This window comes from Croceivirga sp. ABH4_376 (genome assembly GCF_056160685.1).
In genome coordinates, this window is sequence record NZ_JBSWXQ010000002.1 from 504318 (window position 1) to 523397 (window position 19080).

Consider the following 19080-nt stretch of genomic DNA (forward strand, 5'->3'; position numbering starts at 1 on the left):
GTGTTTTTAAGGTTTATGTAAAACTACAATTTATAATGGTTTAAAAGTAGTTTTTCAAATGCTTTATCTGGGAGAATTCGCTTTAAAAATTGCGAAATCCTTTGCGTAAAAGCCCCTACCCTGTAATGTACTTTAGGAGATTTTGTATTTATAATTTTCAATACGGCTTTCGCAACTTCAAATGGATCTCCCCCAGCATCAACATGTTCATTCATTAACCCTAACGCATCACCATAGGTTTTTTCATATGCAGAACCTTTGACAACCGGTGCATGGAACCTACCCGCAGCTATATTTGTTGCAAAATCTCCAGGTGCTAAATTTGTAATATTAACCCCAAATGCCTTTGTTTCCATTCTAATGGCCTCTGTAACTAACTCCAAGGCTCCTTTGCTGGCAGAGTAGATACCCCTAAAGGGAAGCCCCATATAACCGGCAATAGAAGTCACGTTTATAATTAAACCACTTTTTTGTTTGCGCATAATAGGCAAAACCGCTTGCATTAAACGTATAGGTCCATTAAAATTAGTATTGAAAGCATTGTTTATTTCCGCTATGGGAGTTTCTTCTATTGGGCCAGTAATACCAACTCCTGCATTATTTACCAAAACGTCTATTCTTCCTTCATTGGCAACTATTAATTCTATTGCCTCTTGTATAGTGTTTTCCTTGGTCACATCTAATGATACCAGTTCAAAATCTTTAAAATCAGGATATTTTGAAACATTTCTTGTTGTGCCGTAAACCTTAAAACCTTTTTGGGTAAGATACTGCCCTGTTGCTTTACCTAGGCCAGAAGAAGCACCGGTAATTAAAACAACTTTTACTTGCATGCTGTGTATTATTGTTTAATTGTTAAGCAAAAGGTACTTAACTTTTGGGTACAAAAAAAGGCAAGCTACCTACATCGCACCGCTACGACCGCATACCCTTGCTGCGTTCCCACCCTGGGGGATTCTGCAGGAGCTGGTCGTGTAGGACTTGCCGGGTGCAAATATACAATCTTTTAAATTTGCCACAATCGTTTGTTAACAGTAATTTGCTTAAGATTTTATAAACTATAGATTGTGAGATTTTTATCGGTATTATTTAGTTCTCTATTTTTAATCATAACTAGCTGTGGCAGTACCGCTAAGCCTTCAGATTTATTTGGAATACACCTGGAAGGCAACAAAAAAGACTTTGCTAAAGGTTCTACCATAGGGATTGCTTTAAACAATAAAAAAGGAGTTGAAGTAAGCAAGGTCGCCTATTTTTTGGATGATGAAGCCCTACTGGAATCTAATGGCAAAATAACCTTAAACCCAGAAAGACTAGGGTCTAAAATGCTAAAAGCCAAAATTACTTATGAAGACAAAGAAGTAGAGATAACTAAAAGTATCAAAGTTTTAGCAAAGAAACCGCCATCCATTTACACATACGAAGTCATAAATACCTACCCTCATGACATAGATGCATTTACCCAAGGTTTAGAATTCTACAATGGTGTCTTATACGAAAGTACCGGCATAAAAGGAGAGTCTTCTTTAAGAAAAGTTGATTTTACAACAGGTAAAGTTTTACAGCAAATAGATTTAGACCCTACATTCTTTGGAGAAGGACTAACAGTTTTAAACAATAAAGTTTATATGCTAACCTGGCAAAGTGGATTAGGGTTTGTGTATAACGCGGAAACGCTTGAAAAAACAGATTCTTTTACCTATGGTAATAGTAAAGAAGGGTGGGGATTATGTAATAATGGAAAGGAACTTTTTAAAAGCGATGGTTCTGAAAAAATATGGCTCCTAAATCCAGAAAATCTTAGCGAAACAGGATATTTTACCACCGTTACGAACAAATCTGTATTCAATAAAACAAACGAATTGGAATATGTGGACGGCAAAATTTATGCGAATGTTTGGCAAAAACCCAGCATGATGATTATAGACGCTAAATCTGGTGCCATAGAAGGGGTTATAAATTTTAGCGGACTAAAAAATCGTGTAAAACAACACAGTAAACTAGATGTTTTAAATGGTGTAGCCTACCATCCGGAAAGGGCTACGTTTTTTGTCACCGGAAAACGCTGGAACAAACTCTTTGAAGTAAAGATTAAAAAGAAATAGCATGAAAAGCTATTCTAAGAAAATTACGGTTCAAGAATCAGATTTAGATGATTTGAACCATGTTAATAACATCAGGTATATAGAATGGATTCAGGACATATCAAAAGAACATTGGCAGGCAACCGTTCCTGAGCCTGAGCTAGAGAATTATATTTGGGTAGTTCGCCACCATGACATTACGTATTATGGCGCAGCATTAATGAATCAGAAATTAGAAATTAAGACCAATATTGAAAAGTGGCATGGTGCTTTATCACAAAGAAAAGTAACCATTACCAATATAAAGAACAACAAAGTCCTAGTTTCTGCCGTTACAGAATGGTGCCTATTAAACCCAGCAAACAATAGACCAACAAGGGTACCAAAAGATATAGCTGCTTTATTTATTGATTAGTTTTGAAATCTTTTAGATACGTTTACATTTTTGCTTTTGTTTTACTGCTTAGCTGGAGCTGTAGAGAAGATTTTGAATACACTCCAAAAACCGGAAGTCTAAGTTTTTCAAGAGACACCATATTTTTAGACACTATTTTTACCAACCTTGGGAGTACCACCTATGGCCTTAAAGTTTTTAATACTAGCCAAGAAGATATTTTAATTCCAAGCATAAGCCTTGAAAATGGCGAAAGCAGTAATTATAGGTTAAATGTAGATGGGCAAGACGGAAAATCGTTTACGGATGTACCTTTAAGAGGTAAAGACAGCCTATTTGTTTATATAGAAACTACCGTTGCTAATTTAGAAGCTAGCCAAAAACAGCTTTTGTACACAGACAACATTTTGTTTGGCTCAACTGGTAACTTCCAAAAGGTTGCATTGGTAACCCTAATAAAAAACGCAATATTTCTTTATCCACCACATGATAATCCGTCGCAAGAAATAAATATATCCACTATAACAGGAACAGCCACACTCCCTGGATTCTATTTGGACGACGAGAATTTAAACTTTACCAACAACCTACCTTACGTTATCTACGGATATGCCGCTGTACCCGCCAACAAAACCCTCACCATAAATGCTGGTGCCAGGGTTTTTTTTCATGAAAATTCCGGAATTATCTTAGATGATGGAGCTAGTTTACTAATCAATGGCGAATTAAGTGAAGATTCTAAAACCTTAGAAAACGAGGTTATCTTTCAGGGCGATAAACTAGGACAGTCTAATGAAGCTATACCTGGTCAATGGGATGCACTTTGGATACCAGAAAATGCGGGATCCGTAAACATAAACCACTTAACACTAAAAAACGCTACAACCGGCATACGGGTAGAAGGTAAGCTAGATAACAATACGCCAAAAGCAATTATTAAAAACAGCCAAATAGTAAACAGTGCCGCAACCAATCTTTTGGCCATTAACAGCAGTATTAATTGTGTAAATACAATCTTAGGTGCGGCTGGTAACAACACCATAAGCATATACGGTGGAAACCATATATTTAACCATTGCACGGTTGCCAATTACTATAATGCTGGTTTTAGAAACAATCCCGCTTTGCTTATAAGTAATTTTATTAGGACGGAATTGGGTGCCAACAGACTTTATGATTTAGACAATCTCTTAATAACCAATTCTATAATAGATGGTAGTTTAGATGTAGAAATTGCTTTGAACCGAGATACTTCTACCAGTTTTAATTTTAAGATACACCACAGTTCTTTAAAATATAATGAAACTGTAGACAACCCGCTGTACGACGTTAGCGATACCAATTTTTATGAAGCCATTACGCTTAATCCTACTATAGATTATCTAGACACCTTTCTATTTAAATATTACCCCACTACCGCTTCAGAAGACTTATCTAACACATCTACCACTAACAGCAATAGTGCTCCAAAAGATTTGTTTGGCATGGACAGAATTAACAATGCAAACTTAGGCGCAACACAATTATTACCCGCATCCAATTAATTTGTAGGAAAAACCCACTTTTTTTAAGGCAAATCTTTAGTCCACAACAGCTTACAGCTACTATCTTGCGGTATGGAATTATTAGACATGACATACCGGTATATGATTGTAGATTCTGATAGTTCTTCTGCTTACGAAGTTCAGCAAAGAATGCTTGAGTATGAAGAGTTTCAACATATAGCTTCCTGCAACGAACAAGCAGAAAGTTTAAATACCATACTCAAAGAACAACCAACTTTGGTTATTCTAAATCTAGACAAAAATCCGGCAGCAATGTTTAGCATTTGTCTAGAAACCCAAATTCATCTGAAAGAGGTTCCTATATTCATAGGAATCTCCTCCACAAAAGATGCAGCTTTTGATGCTATCAAAAACGGTTTTTTTGATTATTGGCTTCTACCTACTACAGAATTAGATATCAGAAAAACAATTTTAAAACTCAGGATTAAATTAGAAAAAGAAAAAGAAGCCCCTACCCTTTGTCTTAAATCCTATAAGGACTTTCATTACCTGAATACAGATGATATTCTTTACCTAAAGGCTGATAATAATACAACTGACTTTTATTTAAAAGATGGCAAAAAAGTGAGTGCCTACAAGACCCTAAAATCTTTTGAGCAAAGTTTACCAAAAAACTTTATACGAATACATCAAAGTTATATTTTGAACACCAAACATGTATCTAGGATAAATTTTGGCAAAAACACCTGTGCTATTAAAAACTCTGAAGAGAAATTACCATTTTCAAAATCCTACAGGGAAAAAATAGATACTTTGAAGAATATTTTGTCCAAAAACGCAATAAGGACACTTGGGTAGTTAAATTCTCACAAAAACAAGTCAAACACCCCGAAAACCTAGCTGAATACTAGACTGGTGATTATTCTAAAAATTACAGCCTTAACAGGCTGTAATTTAGCAGCATAGAATTAATAATCATATTCCAATCTTAAATTTTTACTCATGAAAAATGTATTCAGCTTCCTTTTAATCTTAACCTTAACTTTTGGATTTATAGCTTGTGAAAATGACAGCGTTGCAAACCAAGAAGAATTATATGTAGATTCCCCTGATGGAGATGATATCCCAGAAATTGAAACTGATTCTCCTGACGGTGACGACATTCCAGATATTGAAACTGATTCTCCTGATGGTGACGACATTCCAGATATTGAAACGCAAGGATAATTGCATTAAAACATAATTATAAAACACCCTAAATTAAATCAATTTAGGGTTTTTTTGTACCTTGTATTTAGGTAAAAATATGTTTAGCCCCCTATTAAAAATAAAACCGACCGCCCTAATATTACTATCTCTAATATTGCTAGTTTTAGCTTGTAACCGCAAAAAAACTAACAACGAAGTACTAGAAGAAAGTGGTAGGGACACCCTATATAGCGCTGTAATATGGGCTAAAGACAGCACCACTTTACCCATTAGCGAAAGAAAACATTTATTGAGTGATGCTTACACCAAACTTAAAAATGAGAAAAGTGTAACCATAAAACTAAAAAATTTGCAAGCCATTAGTGCTGCTTACAAGTCTATAGATGATACCTCCAAGTTTAAAATACTTCAAAAGGAATACATAGGCCTAGCTGAACGAACAAAAGATTTTTTAGGAAAAGGAGATGCTCATTTAGATTTAGGAAGGTTTTATTACAAAACACAAGCAGATAGTTCTTACTATCATTTTAGAGAGGCTTACAATGCTTATATTCAAATTGCCAGTGCCAACCAAAACACAAAGAACAAACCAGCCGTTGCCATGTATTACATGGCTGCCATTAAGCAAAACAATAAAGATTATGTTGGCGCAGAAAATGAAATAACCAAAGCCATAGCCTATGCCGAAGAAAATAAAATAAACGAATTACTATTTCCACTGTACACACTTTTAGGAGTTATACAAAATGGGTTGTTAAATTTTGACGAAGCCATAGCTTATCATAATCAAGCTAAACAATATATAAAAAACACTCCCAAATCAAAACATCTAGAAAACGCGCTTATCAACCAAAACAACATTGCCAGCACCTATTTAAGAGAAGAAAATTTTGAAAAAGCCTTAGAAGCGTATACGCCATTATTAAACTCAAAAGAACTTAAACATATAAGACCGCAACTTTACGCAAAAGTGTTAACGAGTTACAACTATTCGGCATTTAAAACAAAAAATATCACCTCATATGAAGCCTCAGATAAAATATTTAATTCTAACAGAATATTAGACAGTATAAAATACGACTATGATTTAGCAAGGAACTATCATTTTTTGTCAGAAATAAATAAGGAAACTAGTACTAAAAAAGCAATAGAGTATGCATATCTAGCAAAGGCAAAGGCAATTGAAACGGAGAACAGGGACAGGCTTTTAAATACCTTGGAACTATTAACCTTGGTAGATTCTAAAAATAGTAGTAAACACGCTAAAGATTATTTTGAATTAAACGAAACACTACAACAAGAAGAACGGAACGTAGTAGACAAATTTGCCCGTATACAATTAGAGACAGACCAAATAATTGATAGAAATAAAGATTTGACCGCAAAAAACAACCTGTACACCAAAATTGGCATCGGAATTGTAATTTTTGCTTTGGGTTTAACTATTATCATTAGCCAGCGTATAAACAATCAACGCCTTAGATTTAAGCAGAAACAGCAAGAAACCAATCAAGAAATTTACAACCTAATGCTTTCCCAGCAAGGTAAGCTAGAAGAAGGAAAGAGAGAAGAGCAAAAAAGGGTGTCTCAAGAGTTACATGATGGTATTCTGGGCGAAATGCTAGGCATTAGATTATTGTTGTCCGGTTTAAATGAAAAAACCGACGAAGCATCTATAAATCAACGAAACCAATTGATAACCAAGCTTCAAGAATTAGAAGAAGAAATTAGAACAATAAGTCATGAATTAAATGACGCCTCTAATACAAAAGTGGGCAACTTTGTTTCTACTATTACTTCTTATTTGAACCAAATGCAGCAATCTACCAACATTTCCATTTACTTTAATTATGATATTAATTCTGATTGGGATGCGTTGGATGGGGAAATAAAAATCAACTGCTATAGAATTATACAAGAATGCATCCAAAATAGCATTAAACACGCCAACTGCACTAAAATAGATTTAGATTTTTACCTAAATAAAACTAGTTTCGACTTTCATATTAAAGATGATGGAAGTGGATTTGATGCTAAAAAGGAAAAGGCTGGTATAGGCTTAAAAAATATTAGATCTAGGATGGAAAAATTAAAAGGAACCTTTTCTTTGAATAGCGCGGCTCCCAATGGCACAATATTTGTTTTTAATGTGCCATTAGCATAAAAAAAACAAGAAAAGTATTACTTTTAAGAGATATTTATTTACTACCCAAAGCGACCATAAATAATGAAAACCTTAAGAATTCTTGCTATAGATGACCATGAAATGACCATGCTTGGTTATAAGTTTATCTTGGAACGTATTGTTTTTGATGATTATAATATTTTAGTAGATACTGCCAATAGCTTTGAACAAGGAAAAGCTAAGATTGAGGATAGCGTAAGTTCATTTAACTACGATATTATATTTTTAGATATTCAGCTTTTTCCACCAAACGAAGATCAACCACACAATGGAGAAGACTTGGGTATTTTGGCAAGAAATCTAGTGCCTACAAGTAAAATTGTATTCATGTCTTCTTTTAGCGATAATTATAGGATAAACAGCATCCTAAAGTCTGTAGATCCAGATGGTTATTTGGTAAAAACAGATATTGATCCAAAAACGTTAGAACAAGCCGTTAGAACGGTATTAAAAGAACCACCTTATTACTCACCAAAAGCATTGGGTGCTATTAGAAAAAAAATGGCCAATGATTTAAGTCTGGACGAAAATGATAAAAAAATTCTTTACCATTTATCCATAGGCACAAAAACTAAAGATTTAGAAAATCATATTAAGCTGTCTTCTTCTTCTATAGAAAATAGAAAACGGCATCTTAAAACATTATTTGGTACAGAAAAAGAAAATGATTTAGCTCTTATAGTAGCTGCCAAAAATAGAGGCTTTATTTAAGCAAACCGTTCATTTGTTATTTATAACCATTCAACATAGACTGGTAACAATTCGCTTAAATCAAATAATTAACTATATTTTAACACAGAACATACGAAAAACTAGCGGTTTCAATAGGACAGTTGTGTTAATATTCCTTAATTTACAATAAAAATCAGTTTATTTAAGGGTACATTGACAGCGCTATGAAAAATTTTTTCCATAAAAACCTTACTAGACAGCATCTAGATGGACTTAAAATAAAAGGCATATCTTCCTTGAAGAAAAGCCTAGAAAAAGAGTTTTTTGCTAATGTTGATATTAAACTATTAAAAAGTTTTAATCACTATAACTGTATAACCATTACAATGGATTGCAATTTTAAATTGCATGAGGCGCTGTTCCAATTAAATAGTTTCAATTGGGGAAATTTAAATAATCACCCTTTACAGACCAGCAATTTTTTAAAAGAACAAATTCAAACTATTTCTTTTGTAAACAATACCACTTTTCACTTAACAGAACTTGCCATTAATTTTATAGACACCACGCTGGTCATTAATAAAATTCAAGGGCTATTGATTGAAGATAATCTGTCTAATATTTTAGACTCATTAAGCCAGAACTATGTAAATCTAACTAAAGGGCTAAAGAAGATGCCGTTTGAAATGTATACTACGGTTTTTGAGAAAAATGAATTACCCAACAACATTTCGCAAAACACGCCCTTTATGGACTACCTTTATGTTTGGGGTGTCTACTTTTTAGATGAAGATGAGATGCAGATTTATGATGTACAGAACAAAAGATTTATGCAAGATTCTGCCGTAGATATTATAGACGACTAATATCTACGACCAACCTTACAACTATCTATCCTTTAAAAAGCGGACGACCGCCCATAAAATCATTCACTTTTGTTTTTATAGCTTCAATCTTAGCTACATCGCTAGAATTGGTAATAATCTCATTAATATGACCTACAATAACCTCCATGTCTTTTTCTACCAAGCCTCTAGTAGTAATAGCAGGAGTACCAAAACGTATACCTGAAGTTATAAAAGGCGACTGGTCATCAAAAGGCACCATGTTCTTATTTGCGGTAATATCCGCTTTTCCTAGTACGGCCTCGGCATCCTTACCAGTTATGTTCTTATTCCTTAAATCTATTAGCATCATGTGATTGTCCGTACCACCAGAGATAACTTTATAATCCAAATCCATGAATGCTTTAGCCATTGCAGCGGCGTTTTTCTTTACCTGAATCATGTAATGCAAAAAGTCGTCTGTCAACGCTTGGCCAAATGCAATTGCCTTTCCTGCAATTACATGCTCTAGAGGTCCACCTTGATTACCTGGAAAAACAGCCAAATCCAATAAACCAGACATTTTTCTAAGGTTTCCATTCTTTAATTTTATGCCAAATGGGTTTTCAAAATTCTCACCCATTAATATAAGACCTCCACGTGGCCCTCTTAAGGTTTTGTGAGTTGTTGTAGTAACTATATGGCAATGCGGAATTGGATCGTTCAATATTCCTTTTGCTATTAAGCCAGCAGGATGGGAAATATCTGCCAACAATAATGCTCCCACACTATCCGCAATCTCTCTAAAACGCTTAAAATCTATATCTCTAGAATAGGCAGAAGCACCAGCAATTATTAATTTTGGTTTCTCCTTATCTGCAATTTCCTGTATGGCATCATAATCCAAAACCCCAGTTTCTTTGTCTACTCCATAAAAAACAGGATTATACAGTTTACCACTAAAATTTACCGGTGAGCCGTGGGTAAGATGCCCTCCATGAGATAAATCAAACCCTAAGATGGTATCTCCAGGTTGCAAACATGCATGGTAAACAGATGCGTTAGCTTGTGAACCAGAGTGTGGTTGTACATTTGCGTAAGATGCTCCAAAAAGCTCCTTTGCCCTGTCTATGGCTAATTGCTCTATTTGGTCTACAACCTCACAACCTCCATAATACCGCTTTCCAGGATACCCTTCTGCGTATTTATTGGTAAGTACGGAACCTGCTGCTTCCATAACCTGCGGACTCGTAAAGTTTTCAGAGGCAATAAGCTCTATACCCCTTAATTGTCTTTCTTTCTCTTCAGAAATTAGGTCGAAAATTGTTTCGTCTCTTTGCATAAAACCATAGTTGGATTAGGCTGCAAAAATACGAATAGCTGACTTAAAATTTATCTCTGGAATTGTAATTTTACTTCACTTTTCAACACAATCATTAACAAAACTGAAATTTTACAACCCTTATATATACTAGGCTTAGAGCTTATGCGTTTCTAAAAAACAACTTTTGGCATACAAATTGGAAGTTGTTTGTTGAAACCATAAAACCAGAACCCATGAAAAAATTTTTACTTTTTATTACAGCCGGAGTATTAATTTCCTGTGGTGGAGTTAAGAAAACCCAAGAAGCTTTAAATAGTGGAAACTACCAACTTGCCATGAATAAAGCAATAAAAAACCTTAGGGATAATAAAACAAAAAAAGGCAATCAAGAATATGTATTGCTTTTAGAGGAAGCTTTTAATAAAAACCAACAAAGAGAACTTGAACAAATAAACTTCTTGAAAAAAGATGGCAATCCAGCTAATTTGGAAAAAATATATAACGGTTATGTTGCTTTAAGAAACTTACAAAACCAGATTAAACCTTTATTACCACTCCCTATTTATGCTGAAAATAGAAACGCCTCATTTCAATTTAAGGATTATTCCAATGCCATAGTTAACACTAAAGAAGAGCTGGCTAATTATCTATATGACAATGCGGTAAAACTAAGCAACAACGCAGTAAACAAACAAGATTACAGGACGGCCTTTGAAGATTTTGCTTATTTGCTAAAAATAAATCCTGGCTTTAAAGATGCTGCCAAAAAAATGGAAGAGGCACGTTTACAAGGGCAAGACTATGTAAAAGTAGCGGTATACAATGCTACCGAACAAATAATACCACAACGCCTAGAAGACGCACTTTTAGATTTTAATACCTATGGTATAAACGATTTTTGGACACAATACCATGCAAATCCATTGAGTAACATTAATTATGATTATGAAATGGCGTTAGATTTTCAAAATATCCTTATTTCACCTGAGCAAGTAACAGAAAAGCAATTGGTAAAAGAAAAAGTAGTAAAAGATGGTTTTGAATACGTTCTAGATAAAAATGGAAATGTTGCAAAAGATAGTCTTGGAAACGATATTAAGGTAGATAAACTTAAAACCGTAAGATGTGATTTCTACAGGTTTACCCAATATAAAACTGCGGAAATTGGCGCAAAGATTAGCTTTACAGATTTAAAAACAAATCAAGTATTAAACTCATATCCGTTAAGCAGTGCTTTTGCGTTTGAACATGTATATGCCAACCATAGTGGAGACAAACGCGCTTTAGAGCAAGACTTGATTAACTTGTTGGCCGTTAAATCGGTGCCGTTTCCAAGTAATGAACAAATGGTTTTTGATGCCGGTGAAGATTTAAAGTTAAAGTTGAAAGAAATTGTAAAAAGACATCAATTTAATTAATAAAAAAAGCCCTGAATAACAGGGCTTTTTTTATTTAAATGTATTCTTTTAAGTCTACTTCAGAAATTGCACCGTGCGAATTATGGTAAACTACCCTACCCTCTTTTATAATCAATAATTGTGGCGATTGGTGTTGTACATTAAACGTATGGGCTACAGCGTTGCTCACAGCGCGGTTGGCTAATAAGTCCAAGAAATGGAAGTCCATCTGATCGGTTTGCAAATCATAGTTAGAAGTAAACATATTTAAAACCATTCTGCTAATACCACAAGAGGTAGAATGTTTAAAAATAACCTGGGTACGCTGCTTAGATGCTAAGGTAATCGTTTCCAATTGCTCAACTTTATCAAGTGGTATCCACGGAATTTTTGCTGCTTCCGAATTCTCATTTTCATTACCAAATAACCTTCCAAATATTCCCATTTTGCAAAGGTATAACTTATCTAAATTATTTAAAAACTGACTTTTTGACCTTTGATTAACAACATTTTACAGACAAATTGTCAGAAAGAATAGAACGGCAAGATAATTGACTTTTACGAAGAAAAACAGCAAAAAAATGAACTTTAATAATTTCACTATAAAATCACAAGAGGCCATACAGCAAGCACAACAGATTGCACAAGGCTATGGGCATCAACAGATAGAAAACGAGCATATTTTTAAAGCAATAACAGAGGTAGATGAAAATGTTTTACCCTTTTTATTAAAAAAATTAAATGCAAATACAAACCTCATCAACCAGGTTGTTGATAAGGAAATTGAACGTTTTTCAAAAGTTTCAGGGGCAGAAATAATGCTCTCTAGGGAAGCTGGCAAAACACTTAACGAGGCTACAATCGTTGCCAAAAAAATGGGAGACGAGTACGTTTCCATAGAACATTTATTTCTGGCCATTTTTAAATCTAAAAGCAAAATAGCACAGATATTAAAAGATAACGGAATTACAGAAAAAGACCTGACCACGGCTATAACAGAACTAAGAAAAGGTGGTAACGTAACTTCTCAAAATGCAGAAGACACCTATAATTCTCTGGATAAATATGCTAAAAACCTAAATAAATTAGCAGATTCTGGTAAACTGGACCCTGTTATAGGTAGGGACGAAGAAATTAGACGTGTACTACAAATTTTGTCTAGACGTACCAAAAACAATCCTATGTTGGTTGGAGAGCCTGGTGTGGGTAAAACCGCAATTGCAGAAGGTTTGGCCCATAGAATTGTTCAAGGAGACGTACCTGAGAATTTAAAAGATAAAATAATCTATTCCCTAGATATGGGTGCCTTAATTGCCGGTGCCAAGTATAAAGGCGAATTTGAAGAAAGGTTAAAATCCGTAATTAAAGAGGTTACCAGTTCTGAGGGAGACATTGTATTGTTTATAGATGAAATACATACACTGGTAGGTGCAGGTGGCGGACAAGGAGCTATGGATGCTGCTAACATTTTAAAACCAGCATTGGCTAGAGGCGAACTAAGGGCAATTGGCGCAACAACTTTAGACGAATACCAAAAGTACTTTGAAAAAGACAAAGCTTTGGAAAGACGTTTTCAAAAAGTAGTGGTAGATGAGCCAGATACGGAAAGTGCCATATCCATTTTAAGGGGTATTAAAGAGAAGTATGAGGCGCACCATAAGGTTAGAATTATGGACGAAGCCGTGATTGCTGCGGTAGAATTATCGCAACGCTATATCACAGACCGCTTTTTACCAGACAAAGCCATAGATTTAATGGACGAGGCCGCATCTAAATTACGTATGGAAATTAATTCCAAACCAGAGGAATTAGATGTTTTGGATAGAAAAATTATGCAGCTTGAAATAGAGATTGAAGCTATTAAGCGAGAAAATGATGAGAGCAAACTAAAAACTTTAAACCTAGACTTAGCAAACCTCAAAGAAGAGCGTAAAGATATTTTTGCGCAATGGGAAAGCGAAAAAACTGTAGTTGATAATATTCAAAAGACAAAACAGGATATTGAAAACTATAAATTAGAAGCAGAACGGGCAGAACGCAATGGCGATTATGGAAAAGTGGCAGAGCTTAGATATGGTAAAATTAAAGAGTCTCAAGCGCTTTTAGACCAGTTACAAGAAGAATTGCAAGAACAACAAGCCTCGGCAACCTTAATAAAAGAAGAGGTTACCAATGAAGATATTGCAGAAGTGGTAGCCAAATGGACCGGTATACCGGTAACCAAAATGCTGCAAAGCGAAAGGGAAAAACTGCTGCAACTAGAGAATGTTTTACACAAACGTGTAGTTGGCCAGGAAGAAGCTATTGAAGCTGTTTCCGATGCCATTAGAAGAAGCCGTGCAGGATTGCAGGACACCAAAAAACCAATAGGTTCTTTTCTGTTCTTAGGTACTACTGGCGTTGGTAAAACAGAATTAGCCAAAACACTGGCAGCGTATCTGTTTGACGATGAAAACGCAATGACCAGAATTGATATGAGCGAGTATCAAGAAAGACACTCGGTAAGTAGATTGGTGGGCGCGCCTCCAGGTTATGTAGGTTATGATGAAGGTGGGCAATTAACAGAAGCTGTTAGAAGAAGGCCTTATTCTGTTGTACTGTTAGATGAGATAGAGAAGGCCCATCCAGACACCTTTAATATTTTATTACAAGTATTGGACGAAGGCAGATTAACAGATAATAAAGGACGTGTTGCAGACTTTAAAAATGCCATTATTATCATGACAAGTAATATGGGCAGCCATATTATCCAAGAAAAGTTTGAAACCGCTAATGATATTTATAGTGCAACCGAAGCTGCTCGTGTAGAAGTCCTAGGGCTACTTAAAAAATCCATTAGACCAGAATTTCTAAACAGGATAGATGATATTGTAATGTTTACACCTTTGAGCAGGGAAAACATTAAGGCCATTGTTGGCTTGCAAATAGAAAGCCTTAAAAAGATGTTGGCAAAACAAAACATTACTTTAGATGCAACAGCAGAAGCAATTACTTACTTAAGTGCTAAAGGATACGATCCGCAGTACGGAGCTAGGCCAATTAAACGATTGGTACAAAAGGAAGTTTTGAATAAACTTTCTAAAGAACTTTTAAGCGGCTCTATAAAAAGTGAAAGCATTATACTATTAGATTCTTTTAACGATGCCCTAGTGTTTAGAAATCAAAACGAATTAGTGAACTAAATACATGATTTTTAACTAAAAAGCCCTTCAAAATTGAAGGGCTTTTTTTATACCTTTTAGTATTTTATAGCTATCTTAGCTACAAAATTTTCCGCTATGGCCAGTAAAGCAGAAAGGACTACTAAATACATAATTGAAACCGTTGCCCCAATTTTTAATAAACATGGTTATGTAGGTACCAGTATGAGCCATCTTACCGAGGCAACCGGACTTACAAAAGGTGCCATTTATGGCAATTTTGAGAACAAAGAAGCATTAGCTTTAGCGGCTTTTGATTATAACCGGCAAATTGTTTTGGCAAAAATAGATAGCGTTCTTAATAGTGAAGAAAAAGCTATTGATAAGATACAAGCTCTGGTAGCATTTCATAAACAATATGATGTTTTTACAATAGAATTGGGCGGATGTCCTATTTTAAATACAGGTGTAGACGCACAGCACAACAATCATCTACTTGCTGCCGCAAATAAAGAAACTATTAGGGAAATAGAAGGCAAAATTGCCTTGGTTTTAGAAAATGGTGCCAATAAAGGAGAATTAAAGTTATCCGTGCCACCGTTACAGTTTGCCAAACAACTATACACCATGATTCAAGGTGCCATAGCGCTTTTTACCATGACACAAGACCGAAAGTATTTAGCTAATACCATGGCATACCTATCGCATTTGGTAAATAGAGAATTTAACTAATTTCAAAGAATATTATTCTCATATAAGCGTTAAATAGACACCAAAATACAGACTAAACAACAAATACATGAAAAATATAGAGGGTAAAACTTCAAAATACTACCTTTTTCATGCAACGGCGATATTGCTTTGCCTTCTTACTGTTTTAAGTTGTAAGGAAGATAAAAAGCCGGAGCCTCCAAAAGATCCGGTGATTACCACTTTTTATTTAATTAGGCATGCGGAAAAGGATAGAAGTAATCCAGAGGACAAAGACCCAGAGTTAAATCAAGATGGTCTTGGCCGTGCAATGCTGTGGGCCAATATGTTTGACACCTTAGATTTAGACGCTGTTTATTCTACGGATTATACGCGTACAAAAATGACAGCTGCCCCAACGTCTGTAAAACACAATATAGAAATTAAAATTTTTGACCCTAAAGAAATTGATATTAAACAGTTGTTATTAGACAACTACGGTGCAAGCGTTCTTATGGTAGGTCATAGCAACACTACTCCTGCCCTTGCCAATAAGCTAATTGGCGAAGAAAAATACCCGCCAATGGATGATTATGATAATAGTAGTGTTTACATCATAAAACTTGCAGATAGCATAGGTAATGTTGTATCCGCTAATATTCAAAAGGTAGATTAAAATTACTCTACCTTTACGTTTTCAAGTTCTATTTTAGATAGCATTTTTAATTTACCCGTTTCAAACTGCTTGGCAATTTTATCAAAAGACACAAGGCCATTTTTTGGCGCATAATTCTCATAGTCTACAAAACGAATCCCTGCCACGTACCGCTCATTATATGCTTTTCTAAAGCGATAACCTCCACCGTTAACAGTAAAGGAATAGGCCAAAAAGTCAATTTTGAAATCATTCTTTCCAATCCAATACAAGTATACATCTTCAAAATCTTCTCCGCCATTTTGTTGATTAAAGGTTACTTTTACCTTATAGTATTCTTTTTCAAATAATGTTTCATCTGCTAACAATTCTTTGTTTACCGCCTCATCATTTAAACCGTAAGGTAATTTAGCAAAGTAGTGAACAGAATTAATTGAATTAGCAAAATTTTGTGCAGTACTATCGGCCAACGGAACCAAGGAATTATTTATACTCCGGGTAAAATCCTTTCCATTTTTTATATCTAATAAGGTATCGTTTCCTTGAATTTTGGAACGTGTTAATTTAAATCCTTGTTTAGATTTAGAAGAAGTATATAGGTAATCTCGAAATTGAAAACTTACTTTTTTCGCCTCAAATAGTTCTCCTCCAGAAACCTTAATGGCATTATCTACAACCTGTTGCGCCGTAAGTTCGGTTTTAGAACCGCAACTGCAAATAATAAGGACAAGTATAATTAAGATAAACCGCATAAATCACTATTTTCTACTTAATCGTAAATATCATTATTTCATTACAAATTAAAACAGAACTTCTATTTTTGTAGCCTATGAACAACAACATAAACATAAAGAACAAAAGGGCTAAATTTGATTATGAGATTTTGGACAAATACACGGCCGGCATTGTTTTGTCCGGTACGGAAATTAAATCCATTCGATTAGGAAAAGCTTCTATTTCTCAAAGTTTTTGTGAGTTCAACCCTAAAGGCGAACTGTTTATAATTAACATGCAGGTAGATGAGTATAGCCATGGTGGCCATTACAATCATGCCCCCAAGGCAGAGCGTAAACTTCTTTTAAACAAAAGAGAACTTAAAAAGCTAAATAAAGAAGTTACTGCTAGCGGTCTTACCATTATACCACTTAACCTTTTTATCAACGAGCGCGGATTGGCAAAAATAAACGTTGCTTTGGCCCGTGGTAAAAAACAGTACGACAAAAGAGAAACCATAAAAGACCGGGATAACAAACGGAATCTAGCCCGGATCAAAAAAAGCTTTAATAATTAAGGTTAATTCTTATCTTCTAAAAGTGGAACAAACCTGAAATTACCGTAAGTTGTTTTTTCAAATTCTTTTTCAGATTTCCGAACAAACAAGGTCATAATTTGGTCTTCAATACCAACAGGAATTACCAACCTACCACCAATTGCTAGCTGTGAAAGTAATGCTCTGGGCACCTCTGGGGCTCCTGCGGTTACAATTATACCTTTAAACGGCGCCTCTTCTGGCAATCCTTTGTAACCATCACCAAAAATTTGCTTTTTAGGCCTAAAACCCATTCGGTCAAAAAAACGTTTCGTAGTCTTAAACAGCTCTAATTGGCGCTCTATGGTATAGACCCTAGCTTTTAATTTTAATAGAACAGAAGTTTGGTAACCACTACCTGTACCTATCTCCAATATTTTATCGTTAGGAGAAACATTTAACAATTCTGTTTGAAAAGCTACCGTATAAGGTTGTGATATTGTTTGATCTGCCCCTATAGGGAAAGCCTTGTCTTGGTAGGCATGTGCTTCAAAGCTACTATCCAAAAACAAATGTCTTGGTACCTCCCTTATGGCCCCTAATACTTTTTGGTCTTGTATTCCTTTAGCTTCCAATAAGTTTGCTAACTTATTGCGCATTCCTTTATGTTTTAAGGTATCTCGCATGTTTTGGTTTGGTTCTCAAAATTACTGAAACCTTTAAAAATAGCAACCCTCAATTTAATGGATATGCGTATTTTTGAAAAAACTATTCTACATGTTAAAAGTTGGCGTTCTTGGAGCCGGTCATTTGGGTAAAATCCATTTAAGACTTTTAAATCAATCCAAAAAATATGAGCTAGTAGGGTTTTACGATCCAGATGAAATTAATGCTCAAAAAGTAGCAAAAGAATTTGGCTACAGCTATTTTGAAAACATTAATTCCCTATTAGACCAAGTAGATGTTATTGACATTGTCACCCCCACCCTTTCTCACTTTGAAACGGCTAAGAAAGCAATAGAACAAGGTAAACATATATTCATAGAAAAACCCATTACCAATACGTTAGAAGAAGCAGAAAAACTTATTGAACTAGCCAAAAAACATAAGGTAAAGGGGCAAGTTGGGCATGTAGAGCGTTTTAATCCTGCATTCCTTGCCATAAAGGAAAAGGTAGAAAACCCTATGTTTATAGAAACGCATCGTTTGGCAGAATTTAATCCAAGAGGAACAGACGTTCCTGTAGTATTGGATCTAATGATTCATGATATAGATGTTATTTTAAGCGTAGTACCAAGTAAGGTTAAGCAAATTAATGCCAGCGGTGTATCTGTAATTAGTAGTTCTCCGGATATTGCCAATGCTAGGATTGCCTTTGAAAATGGTTGTGTAGCCAACTTAACGGCCAGTAGAATTTCTCTTAAAAACATGCGTAAATCAAGGTTTTTTCAAAAAGATGCTTACATCTCAGTAGACTTTTTAGAAAAAGCGGTTGAAGTAGTAAAAATGAAGGATGCACCTGAGACGCCCGGAAGTTTTGATATGATTTTACAAAACGCGGAAGGTGAGAAAAAACAAATTTACTTTGAAAACCCAGAGATAAATCCAAACAATGCCATCTTGGACGAGTTAGAAACTTTTGCAGATGCCATTACAAACAATACAGAGCCCGTTGTAACGCTAGAAGCGGGTACAGAAGCGCTTAGGGTTGCCCTAGCCATAATCAATGCATTCAACGACTAAAGACTAAAC

General features: G+C 35.0%; 19 protein-coding genes and 1 other RNA gene. 14 read left to right on the forward strand and 6 right to left on the reverse strand.

What is annotated here, in order from left to right:
* Positions 1–23: 23 nt before the first annotated feature.
* Both ACXAGS_RS06500 and ffs read right to left on the reverse strand, forming a co-directional pair.
* A complete protein-coding gene (locus tag ACXAGS_RS06500) occupies positions 24–833 on the reverse strand; it encodes an SDR family oxidoreductase (protein WP_474905578.1) in 810 nt (269 codons plus the stop codon).
* Between the two features lie 55 nt (positions 834–888).
* Positions 889–987: signal recognition particle sRNA small type (gene ffs / locus ACXAGS_RS06505), an RNA gene on the reverse strand.
* Between the two features lie 80 nt (positions 988–1067).
* Between ffs and ACXAGS_RS06510 the strand changes: the two genes are divergently transcribed.
* From ACXAGS_RS06510 to ACXAGS_RS06545, 8 genes are all read left to right on the forward strand, one after another.
* On the forward strand, positions 1068–2105 hold the full coding sequence (locus ACXAGS_RS06510; RefSeq protein WP_474905580.1) for a glutaminyl-peptide cyclotransferase: 1038 nt from the start codon (positions 1068–1070) through the stop codon (positions 2103–2105).
* Position 2106: 1 nt separating this feature from the next.
* Positions 2107–2499 carry an acyl-CoA thioesterase gene (locus ACXAGS_RS06515; RefSeq protein ID WP_474905582.1) on the forward strand — a complete coding sequence of 131 codons (393 nt, stop codon included), beginning with the start codon at positions 2107–2109 and terminating at the stop codon, positions 2497–2499.
* Between the two features lie 2 nt (positions 2500–2501).
* Entirely contained in the window at positions 2502–4022 is a 1521-nt protein-coding gene (locus ACXAGS_RS06520; RefSeq protein ID WP_474905584.1) for a hypothetical protein, read from the forward strand.
* 72 nt (positions 4023–4094) lie between these two features.
* On the forward strand, positions 4095–4841 hold the full coding sequence (locus ACXAGS_RS06525; protein ID WP_474905585.1) for a LytR/AlgR family response regulator transcription factor: 747 nt from the start codon (positions 4095–4097) through the stop codon (positions 4839–4841).
* A 144-nt stretch (positions 4842–4985) separates the two neighbouring features.
* A complete protein-coding gene (locus ACXAGS_RS06530; RefSeq protein ID WP_474905587.1) occupies positions 4986–5210 on the forward strand; it encodes a hypothetical protein in 225 nt (74 codons plus the stop codon).
* Positions 5211–5346: 136 nt separating this feature from the next.
* Positions 5347–7356, forward strand: a complete 2010-nt coding sequence (locus tag ACXAGS_RS06535) for an ATP-binding protein (RefSeq protein WP_474905589.1) — start codon at positions 5347–5349, stop codon at positions 7354–7356.
* A gap of 63 nt (positions 7357–7419) precedes the next feature.
* Positions 7420–8088 (forward strand): response regulator, encoded by a 669-nt coding sequence (locus tag ACXAGS_RS06540; protein ID WP_010519064.1) that lies wholly within the window; start codon positions 7420–7422, stop codon positions 8086–8088.
* Between the two features lie 185 nt (positions 8089–8273).
* Positions 8274–8915, forward strand: coding sequence for a hypothetical protein (locus tag ACXAGS_RS06545; RefSeq protein WP_474905591.1), 642 nt, complete (start codon positions 8274–8276; stop codon positions 8913–8915).
* A gap of 25 nt (positions 8916–8940) precedes the next feature.
* Here the strand turns inward: ACXAGS_RS06545 and glyA are convergent, their stop codons facing one another.
* Complete coding sequence (gene glyA / locus ACXAGS_RS06550; RefSeq protein ID WP_474905592.1) at positions 8941–10215, reverse strand: serine hydroxymethyltransferase; 1275 nt, start codon at positions 10213–10215, stop codon at positions 8941–8943.
* 215 nt (positions 10216–10430) lie between these two features.
* Between glyA and ACXAGS_RS06555 the strand changes: the two genes are divergently transcribed.
* Positions 10431–11615 carry a hypothetical protein gene (locus ACXAGS_RS06555; RefSeq protein ID WP_474905593.1) on the forward strand — a complete coding sequence of 395 codons (1185 nt, stop codon included), beginning with the start codon at positions 10431–10433 and terminating at the stop codon, positions 11613–11615.
* A gap of 34 nt (positions 11616–11649) precedes the next feature.
* On the opposite strand, the gene ytxJ is transcribed toward ACXAGS_RS06555, so the two are convergent.
* Complete coding sequence (gene ytxJ, locus ACXAGS_RS06560; RefSeq protein WP_474905594.1) at positions 11650–12039, reverse strand: bacillithiol system redox-active protein YtxJ; 390 nt, start codon at positions 12037–12039, stop codon at positions 11650–11652.
* A 136-nt stretch (positions 12040–12175) separates the two neighbouring features.
* Between ytxJ and clpB the strand changes: the two genes are divergently transcribed.
* The 3 genes from clpB (at position 12176) to ACXAGS_RS06575 (ending at position 16100) form a co-directional block, all read left to right on the forward strand.
* Positions 12176–14776, forward strand: coding sequence for an ATP-dependent chaperone ClpB (gene clpB / locus ACXAGS_RS06565; RefSeq protein ID WP_474905596.1), 2601 nt, complete (start codon positions 12176–12178; stop codon positions 14774–14776).
* A 96-nt stretch (positions 14777–14872) separates the two neighbouring features.
* Positions 14873–15466 (forward strand): TetR/AcrR family transcriptional regulator, encoded by a 594-nt coding sequence (locus ACXAGS_RS06570; protein WP_474905598.1) that lies wholly within the window; start codon positions 14873–14875, stop codon positions 15464–15466.
* A 67-nt stretch (positions 15467–15533) separates the two neighbouring features.
* Positions 15534–16100 carry a SixA phosphatase family protein gene (locus ACXAGS_RS06575; RefSeq protein ID WP_474905600.1) on the forward strand — a complete coding sequence of 189 codons (567 nt, stop codon included), beginning with the start codon at positions 15534–15536 and terminating at the stop codon, positions 16098–16100.
* 2 nt (positions 16101–16102) lie between these two features.
* On the opposite strand, the gene ACXAGS_RS06580 is transcribed toward ACXAGS_RS06575, so the two are convergent.
* Positions 16103–16831, reverse strand: a complete 729-nt coding sequence (locus tag ACXAGS_RS06580) for a DUF6503 family protein (protein WP_474905602.1) — start codon at positions 16829–16831, stop codon at positions 16103–16105.
* 77 nt (positions 16832–16908) lie between these two features.
* On the opposite strand from ACXAGS_RS06580, the gene smpB reads away from it, so the two are divergent.
* The gene (smpB, locus tag ACXAGS_RS06585; RefSeq protein WP_474905604.1) at positions 16909–17370 is read left to right on the forward strand and encodes an SsrA-binding protein SmpB; all 462 of its coding nucleotides are present in this window, start codon (positions 16909–16911) and stop codon (positions 17368–17370) included.
* Positions 17371–17372: 2 nt separating this feature from the next.
* Here smpB and ACXAGS_RS06590 read toward each other — a convergent pair whose 3' ends face one another.
* Entirely contained in the window at positions 17373–18014 is a 642-nt protein-coding gene (locus ACXAGS_RS06590; protein WP_474905606.1) for a protein-L-isoaspartate(D-aspartate) O-methyltransferase, read from the reverse strand.
* A 91-nt stretch (positions 18015–18105) separates the two neighbouring features.
* Between ACXAGS_RS06590 and ACXAGS_RS06595 the strand changes: the two genes are divergently transcribed.
* Positions 18106–19071 (forward strand): Gfo/Idh/MocA family protein, encoded by a 966-nt coding sequence (locus ACXAGS_RS06595; RefSeq protein WP_474906124.1) that lies wholly within the window; start codon positions 18106–18108, stop codon positions 19069–19071.
* The last annotated feature ends 9 nt before the right edge of the window (positions 19072–19080 follow it).

What these genes read in the sequence shown, in the direction of transcription:
- ACXAGS_RS06580 (WP_474905602.1), bottom strand. Translation starts at nt 16,831, where the DNA reads ATGCGGTTTATCTTAATTATACTTGTCCTTATTATTTGCAGTTGCGGT.
- ACXAGS_RS06590 (WP_474905606.1), bottom strand. Translation starts at nt 18,014, where the DNA reads ATGCGAGATACCTTAAAACATAAAGGAATGCGCAATAAGTTAGCAAAC.
- clpB (WP_474905596.1), top strand. Translation starts at nt 12,176, where the DNA reads ATGAACTTTAATAATTTCACTATAAAATCACAAGAGGCCATACAGCAA.
- ACXAGS_RS06525 (WP_474905585.1), top strand. Translation starts at nt 4,095, where the DNA reads ATGGAATTATTAGACATGACATACCGGTATATGATTGTAGATTCTGAT.
- ACXAGS_RS06595 (WP_474906124.1), top strand. Translation starts at nt 18,106, where the DNA reads ATGTTAAAAGTTGGCGTTCTTGGAGCCGGTCATTTGGGTAAAATCCAT.
- smpB (WP_474905604.1), top strand. Translation starts at nt 16,909, where the DNA reads ATGAACAACAACATAAACATAAAGAACAAAAGGGCTAAATTTGATTAT.
- ACXAGS_RS06530 (WP_474905587.1), top strand. Translation starts at nt 4,986, where the DNA reads ATGAAAAATGTATTCAGCTTCCTTTTAATCTTAACCTTAACTTTTGGA.
- ytxJ (WP_474905594.1), bottom strand. Translation starts at nt 12,039, where the DNA reads ATGGGAATATTTGGAAGGTTATTTGGTAATGAAAATGAGAATTCGGAA.
- ACXAGS_RS06540 (WP_010519064.1), top strand. Translation starts at nt 7,420, where the DNA reads ATGAAAACCTTAAGAATTCTTGCTATAGATGACCATGAAATGACCATG.
- glyA (WP_474905592.1), bottom strand. Translation starts at nt 10,215, where the DNA reads ATGCAAAGAGACGAAACAATTTTCGACCTAATTTCTGAAGAGAAAGAA.
- ACXAGS_RS06555 (WP_474905593.1), top strand. Translation starts at nt 10,431, where the DNA reads ATGAAAAAATTTTTACTTTTTATTACAGCCGGAGTATTAATTTCCTGT.
- ACXAGS_RS06545 (WP_474905591.1), top strand. Translation starts at nt 8,274, where the DNA reads ATGAAAAATTTTTTCCATAAAAACCTTACTAGACAGCATCTAGATGGA.
- ACXAGS_RS06575 (WP_474905600.1), top strand. Translation starts at nt 15,534, where the DNA reads ATGAAAAATATAGAGGGTAAAACTTCAAAATACTACCTTTTTCATGCA.
- ACXAGS_RS06570 (WP_474905598.1), top strand. Translation starts at nt 14,873, where the DNA reads ATGGCCAGTAAAGCAGAAAGGACTACTAAATACATAATTGAAACCGTT.
- ACXAGS_RS06515 (WP_474905582.1), top strand. Translation starts at nt 2,107, where the DNA reads ATGAAAAGCTATTCTAAGAAAATTACGGTTCAAGAATCAGATTTAGAT.
- ACXAGS_RS06500 (WP_474905578.1), bottom strand. Translation starts at nt 833, where the DNA reads ATGCAAGTAAAAGTTGTTTTAATTACCGGTGCTTCTTCTGGCCTAGGT.